Annotated in this window: 7 protein-coding genes and 1 pseudogene; 5 read left to right on the top strand and 3 right to left on the bottom strand. The window is 68.8% G+C overall.

Features of this window, described 5'->3' with window-relative positions:
• Together ABDW35_RS29265 and ABDW35_RS29260 are read left to right on the top strand one after the other, a co-directional pair.
• Positions 1–392 (top strand): ABC transporter permease (locus tag ABDW35_RS29265; RefSeq protein WP_343717375.1); only part of this gene is annotated, 392 nt, incomplete at its 5' end.
• Positions 389–2,032, top strand: a complete 1,644-nt coding sequence (locus ABDW35_RS29260) for an ABC transporter ATP-binding protein (protein ID WP_343717374.1) — start codon at positions 389–391, stop codon at positions 2,030–2,032. The genes ABDW35_RS29265 and ABDW35_RS29260, both read left to right, overlap by 4 nt.
• 337 nt (positions 2,033–2,369) lie before the next feature.
• Here the strand turns inward: ABDW35_RS29260 and ABDW35_RS29255 are convergent, their stop codons facing one another.
• Positions 2,370–3,083 (bottom strand): YafY family protein, encoded by a 714-nt coding sequence (locus ABDW35_RS29255; RefSeq protein ID WP_343717373.1) that lies wholly within the window; start codon positions 3,081–3,083, stop codon positions 2,370–2,372.
• Positions 3,084–3,170: 87 nt separating this feature from the next.
• On the opposite strand from ABDW35_RS29255, the gene ABDW35_RS29250 reads away from it, so the two are divergent.
• Complete coding sequence (locus ABDW35_RS29250; protein ID WP_343717372.1) at positions 3,171–3,575, top strand: VOC family protein; 405 nt, start codon at positions 3,171–3,173, stop codon at positions 3,573–3,575.
• A 14-nt stretch (positions 3,576–3,589) separates the two neighbouring features.
• Here ABDW35_RS29250 and ABDW35_RS29245 read toward each other — a convergent pair whose 3' ends face one another.
• On the bottom strand, positions 3,590–4,222 hold the full coding sequence (locus ABDW35_RS29245; protein ID WP_343717371.1) for a putative adhesin: 633 nt from the start codon (positions 4,220–4,222) through the stop codon (positions 3,590–3,592).
• A 118-nt stretch (positions 4,223–4,340) separates the two neighbouring features.
• Complete coding sequence (locus ABDW35_RS29240; RefSeq protein WP_343717370.1) at positions 4,341–5,201, bottom strand: alpha/beta hydrolase; 861 nt, start codon at positions 5,199–5,201, stop codon at positions 4,341–4,343.
• A 164-nt stretch (positions 5,202–5,365) separates the two neighbouring features.
• Here ABDW35_RS29240 and ABDW35_RS29235 point away from each other — a divergent pair, with 164 nt between their 5' ends.
• Both ABDW35_RS29235 and ABDW35_RS29230 read left to right on the top strand, forming a co-directional pair.
• Positions 5,366–5,827 (top strand): GFA family protein, encoded by a 462-nt coding sequence (locus ABDW35_RS29235; RefSeq protein WP_343717369.1) that lies wholly within the window; start codon positions 5,366–5,368, stop codon positions 5,825–5,827.
• A 179-nt stretch (positions 5,828–6,006) separates the two neighbouring features.
• Positions 6,007–6,568 (top strand): annotated as a pseudogene (locus ABDW35_RS29230) (sorbosone dehydrogenase family protein); the annotation flags it as partial.

Here is a 6,568-nt window from a genome sequence, read left to right as displayed (position 1 = left end):
TGATGCTGCGGTGCGGCTTCGCGACGGCCCCCGCGAATGCGCACCCCGAGGTGATTCGCGAATATGTCGAGGCGTCGCAGATCATGGGCAATTCCGAGCTGTTCACCATGGCCCGGCACGTGCTGCCCAACTGCATCGCGCCGCTGACCGTGCTGGCCACCAGCATGTTCGGCTGGGTGCTGCTGTCGGAAAGCGCGCTGAGCTTCCTCGGCCTCGGCGTGCCGCCGCCGGCCGCGACCTGGGGCAACATGCTGGCCGCCAGCCGGCCCTATATCGGCACCTCGCCCTGGCTCGGCATCTTCCCCGGCCTGTGCATTTCCCTGACCCTGCTCGGCATCAACCTGTTCGGCGACGCCATACGCGACCACCTCGACCCCAGGATGCAGCGATGAGCCCCCTCCTCTCGGTCGAGCATCTGAGCATCCGCGCCGGCGACGGCGGCCCGGTGGTGGTCGACGACCTCAGCTTCGCCCTGCCGGCCGGCGAGATGCTGGCGCTGGTCGGCGAATCCGGCAGCGGCAAGACCATGGCCGCCCGGGCCGTGCTGGACCTGCTGCCGCCGCCGATGCAGCGGATCGGCGGGCGCATCCGCTTCGACGGGCAGGACCTGGCAGCGCTGACGCCCAAGGCGCTGCGGAAAATCCGCGGCGCCCGCATCGGCATGGTGTTCCAGGAGCCGATGGTGTCGCTGAACCCGGCGATGCCGATCGGCAGGCAGATGGCCGAGGCGCTGAAGCTGCATCTTCGGCTGGACGATGCCGAGATCCGGCGCCGCAGCCTGGCGATGCTGGAGCGCATCCGCATCGCCGATCCGGAGCGCTGCCTGGCCGCCTATCCGCACGAATTCTCCGGCGGCATGCGGCAGCGGATCATGCTGGCCTCGGTGATGCTGACCAAGCCGGCGCTGCTGATCGCCGACGAGCCGACCACGGCGCTGGACACGCTGGTGGCGCGCGAGGTGCTGGACCTGATGGTCGAGCTGACGCGCGAGAACGGCACCGCCGTGCTGATGATCAGCCACGACCTGGCGATGGTGGCCCGCTACGCCCGCCATGTGGTGGTGCTGCAGCACGGCCGCGCCGTCGATGGCGGGCCGACCGAACAAGTCTTGCTCAGCCCGCGCGACGACTACACGCGCAAGCTGCTGGACGCGCTGCCGAAGCGCGGGCCGGCCCGGCCGCCGGTGGACCGGTCCGCGCCGCTGATCGCGGTCGAGGGCGTCACCATCGACCATGCCGGCCGGCAGCGCCTGTTCTCACGCACCCCGCCGAAGCGGGCGGTGGACGGGGTCAGCCTGGCGGTTCATCCGGGCGAGACGGTGGCGCTGGTCGGCGGCAGCGGCAGCGGCAAGACCACTCTGGGCCGCGCCATCGTCGGCCTGCTGAAGCCCAGCGCCGGCCGGATCCTGTTCCGCGGCCAGGACGTGCATTGGAACCGACACGGCGAAGCGGCGCGGGACCATCGGCTGAACTGCCAGATGATCTTCCAGGACCCCTACTCCTCGCTCGACCCGCGGATGAAGGTCGGCCAGATCGTGTCCGAGCCGCTGCGGCTGGCGCCGGAGATGAATGCGAAGCAGAAGGCCGACCGGCTGGCCGAGACTCTGGCCGATTGCGGGCTGTCGCGGGACTTCGCCGGGCGCTATCCGCACCAGTTGTCGGGCGGGCAGCGCCAGCGCGTGGCGATCGCCCGGGCCATCATCCGCCGCCCCGCCTTCGTCATCGCCGACGAGCCGGTCTCGGCGCTCGACATGACGGTGCAGAAGCAGATCCTGGAGCTGTTCCGGGCGCTGCAGGACCGCTACGGCTTCGCCTGCCTGTTCGTATCGCACGACCTCGGCGCGGTAGAGCAGGTGGCCGACCGGGTGGCAGTGATGCAGGCCGGCAAGATCGTCGAGGCCGGGCCGCGCGACACGGTGTTCGACCACCCGCAGCACGACTACACCCGCGAGTTGCTGGCCGCGGCCCCGGCCCTGCACCGGCTGGACGGCGGCGGCTTCGAGCTGAAGGGCCGGCGCATCGCGGCAGCGTGAGAGACCTTTCCGGAATTCGAGCACCTGGACCGACGCGTGTTTTCCACACTCCCCCCCTCCCCTCGCGGGAGGGAGCAGGGGGAGGGGGTGTTGATGACAGGCGCTGGTGTGGAATTGGCTGGGATTTCTGCCAGGCCGGTGGCGATGTTCAGCATCAATTCCATCGGCGCCAATACCCCTCCCCCTATCCCCTCCCGCAAGGGGAGGGGGAGGATGAAAGAGATAGGCCGGCCCAAATGGCAGCGTTGCGAAAAGGTCCCGCCAGGCGGGAGAGGCAGCACGAGAGACGCTCGACGTTCAGCTGCGCTGACGTGACCCGACCTCGATTCATTCCGCTCTAACCCCGACCGGGCTGCCGCTCCGCCAGCTGCTGCTCGCGCCAAGCCTGCCACCGGCGGCGCAGCTCGCCGGCGCGCAGGCCGATGGGGATGTCGGAGACGCTGGCTTCCAGGATCCGGTCGGTGCGGAAATGCCGGAACCCCTGCCGGAGCTCGCACCAGGCCACCAGCAGGCGGCTGGTCTCGGCATAGCCGAGGATCACCGGCCACACCATCCGGTCGGTGACCTCCCCGGCCTCGGCCCGGTATCGCAGCTCGAGCTTGCGGCCCGCACGGATCGCCTGCCGGATGCCGGCCATGTCGACGGTCTCGGTCGGCGGCGCCAAGACCGGCCTGACGCCGATGCTCGGCTCGGCAATAAAGGGCCGTAAGCTCTCCGGAATCACGGCGGCGATCTTGGCGACGACGTCCCGCGCGGCAGTGGCGATCAGGGCATCGGAATGCCCGGCCACCCATTGCGCGCCCAGCACCACGGCCTCGATCTCGTCGGGCGTCAGCATCAGCGGCGGCATGTCGAAGCCCGGATCCAGCCGGTAGCCGAACCCGGCCTCGCCGGCGATAGGCACCCTCTGGCCGATCAGGTCGCCGATATCACGGTAGACGGTGCGCTTCGAGACCTCGAGCTCTTCCGCGATCGCCGCCGCCGTGACGGGGGCACTCGTCCGGCGCAGGATCTGGACGATCTGAAACAGACGGTCGGCTCGGCGCATCATGCTGACTCCTGCTGCCAGGATGGTGGCAGCAGGGCTGTGCGACAAGATCCCGGCGGCCGGCAAGGCCGACGACACAAAGGGTCTCCCATGAAATTCGCATCGGTCAGGATCATCGCCGCCGAGATCGGCCCGATGGTCGCGTTCTACGAGATGGTCACCGGGATCAAGGCGCAATGGCTGGCGCCGGTCTTCGCGGAGATCGTCATGCCCGGCGCCACCCTGGCCATCAGCGCCGCCGAGACCGTGGCGCTGTGGCGGGAGGGCAGCGCCGCACCGGCCGCCAATCGCAGCCTGATCATCGAGCTGCAGGTCGAGGACATCCAGTCCGACTATGCCCGCCTGAAGGACAAGGTCGCCCTGGTGCATGAGCTGAAGACCATGCCGTGGGGCAATGCGACATTCCAGCTCCGGGACCCGGAAGGCAATGCCGTGTCCCTCTACATGCCGGCATCGGAGGCAGCGAAGCAGCGCTTCGCGTCGCGGCCGTCCTAGCGGCGGGACAGGCCTTATTTCGTGGCGACGTAGGTCGGCTGGGACGGGCTCCACGGATAGCCGATCAGGCTGCGGCAGAACATGCAGTGGAATTCCCGGATGGTCAGCCCCTGGAAGCCGACCACCTGCCGGATCACCGATTGCAGCTTGATGTCCGGCTCCGCAAAGCGGTTGCGGATGGTCACGATGTGGCAGGACCGCATGTTGTCGAGAACCTGCTGCAGCCGTGGATCCTGCGCGATGACCGTGGGGTCGGACAGGTCTTCCCAGACCTGTTCTTCCTGCCGGATATGGGCCCGGATCGAATCGTAGGTCTCGGCCGGTGGCTTGAACAGCGACGGCTTCGAATGGCGACCCTGATACTTGGTCAGGATATAATCCGGCAGCTCATCGCCGTCCCGCGGGAACTCCTCCACCACCTTCAGCTGCCGGTTGTAGGCCTGCAGCCCGGGATCAGCCAGCACCGTCCCATGCGGGTTGTAGAAGCAGACCCTCAGCCCCTCGCCGAGCGAGGACAGCCGGAACAGCGTGTTGGCCTTCTCGTACCCGCCATGCGCGGTGATGATGCAGACATTCCCGCCATGCGGATGCTCGAAGATCCGGATGTGTTCTCCGATCTCGTGCTCTTTGTATTCGGTGGCCATCATTCCTCCGATGCGCGGCGCAGGCAGCCTCTACGGTGGCTGCCCGCCGGTTACAGAAGCGTTCCGGCCACAGGGAGTCGCATTACGCGTGCAACCCGGCGGGGTTCCCCCCGCCCCTCCCTCACTCAAACATGCCCTTCGGCGTCTCGCTCTTGAGGAAAGGCTCGATCACGGCGATCAGCAGGTCAACCTGGCCGATCACCGCGGTGTGCGAGGTGGCCGGCAGCACCGCCAGGCGCGAGGCCGGCAGCGGCTGGCCCATATCGCCCATGCCGCCGCCGCCGAGCAGCCGGAACAGCGCCACCGAATGCTCCAGCGTCGCGACGTCGGCGTCGCCGGTGATGATCAGCACCGGGGTCTTCAGCGCCTTGACGTCGTCGCCCCAGGCCATCGGCTCCTTCTCCAGAGCGATCAGCTTGCGCACCAGTTCGGGGAAACCGTCGGGGTTGGCGGCCAGCTTGCGGTAGGCGTCGGCGAAGACCGGCATGCCGGTGAACATCTCGACCGTCATCTGCGGGATGAACTCCCGGAACGCCGGCTGCCAACCCTCGGCATCGTATGCGGCCGAGGCGGCGACCAGCTTGCTCACCTTCTCCGGATGGCGGATCGCCAGCTGCAGGCCGGCGGCCGCGCCCATCGAATAGCCGAACACATCGGCCTTCGGCAGCTTCACCGCGTCCATGAAGGCGGCGACGTCGTCGGCCAGCGCCGGATAGGTGATCGGCCGCTCGATATCGGTGGTGCGGCCATGGCCCTGGAACTCGATGGCATAGACCGTGCGGGTCTCGGCCAGCTTCGGGATGATCCCGCCCATCGCCGGGATGCTCATATAGGCGCCGTGCAGCACCACCAGCGGGTCGCCGCTGCCGGACACCTCGTAGTACATCTGCATGCCGTTGACGGCGACGCGGTGGCTCTCGGCATCGGCGAGGGCCGGGCCGGCCGCCAGCAGGGTGATGGCGACAAGAAGATTGCGGAGCATCGGGGTTCCCTCCATCGGGTGCGGTTCGGTGCGCTGAGCTGAAGACGAATGGCAACGCCGCCGATGCGACAGGGCCTGCGAAAAATCTTTTCTGGCACCGGAAGCCATTCCCCTCCCCGCCCCGATTCCGCATTGTCGCCGCCGGGATCACATGGGAGGCCGCATTGGCCGGAATTGAGGGAGGGTGCCGCTGCGGCGCCGTGCGCTGGCGGCTGGAGGCGGACCGCCTGCCGCTGACCTATGCCTGCCACTGCCTGGACTGCCAGACCTGGACCGGCAGCGCCTTCAGCCAGCAGGCGGTGGTGGCAGCAGACCGCTTCATTTGCACCGGCCCGGTCGGCCGGTTCGACCTGCCCAGCGCCGACGGCCGGCGGATCTCGCACCAGGTCGCCTGCCCCGTCTGCTTCACCCGGATCTGCAACACCAACAGCGCGCGCCGCGGCCTGGTCATCATCCGGGCCGGCGGCTTCGACGACAGCGACCGGTTGGTCGTCGTCGCCCATATGTGGACGAAGCGGAAGCAGCCCTGGCTGATTCTGGACCCGGCGGTCCCCGCCTGGCCGGAAGGGCCGCCGGACGCGGCGGCGTTCTATCGGCTGATCGGCGCGCCGCCGGTTGCGACCTGAGGAAGCGGTCGTCGCACCGGCGCCTCGACACCGGGCGTCTTCCGCCCCATTCTTGTCCGGCTTATCTTCGATTCCGCATTCCGCAAACCGCCCTCACGGCATGCCGGCACCCTGACGGATCGGCGGCGCCGGCGTCGAGGCGCTTCGTGTCGCTCATGTCCAAGCCTATGGGGAACGCTATGAGCTTGTCCGGCATCTTCGCCCGGGTGGTCGCGCTGGTCGGCGCCGGGGCGGTTTTTGTGCGGCACCGGAACGACGGCCCGCAGACGCCGGCCTTCGGCAGCGCGCCGGCGATCCCGGCGGCGAAGCCCCAGGGCGCCATTCCGACCCTGAAGATGCCGACCGCGAAAGGCTGGGCCGCCGGGCAGACGCCGGTCGCCGCGCCCGGGCTCCGGGTCAACGCCTTCGCGCCCGGCCTGAAGCATCCGCGCTGGATCCATGTGCTGCCGAATGGCGACGTGCTGGTGGCCGAGGCGCTGAGCGTGCCGGGGGGCATCCGCTCCGTCTTCGATTACGCCATGGTCAGCACGATGAAGCGGGCCGCCGCGGTGGGGGAGAGCCCGAACCGCATCACCCTGCTGCGCGACGCCGACGGCGACGGCGTCGCCGAGACCCGCGAGGTGTTCCTCAGCGGGCTGAACCAGCCTTTCGGCATGGCACTGCTCGGCGACACGCTCTATGTCGGCAACACCGACGGCGTGGTGGCCTTTCCCTACGCGCCCGGCGACACCCGCATCAGCG

Origin of the sequence: Inquilinus sp. (genome assembly GCF_039594555.1) — a bacterium.
Lineage (GTDB): Bacteria > Pseudomonadota > Alphaproteobacteria > DSM-16000 > Inquilinaceae > Inquilinus.
This window is presented reverse-complemented; position numbering and strand designations above follow the sequence as displayed.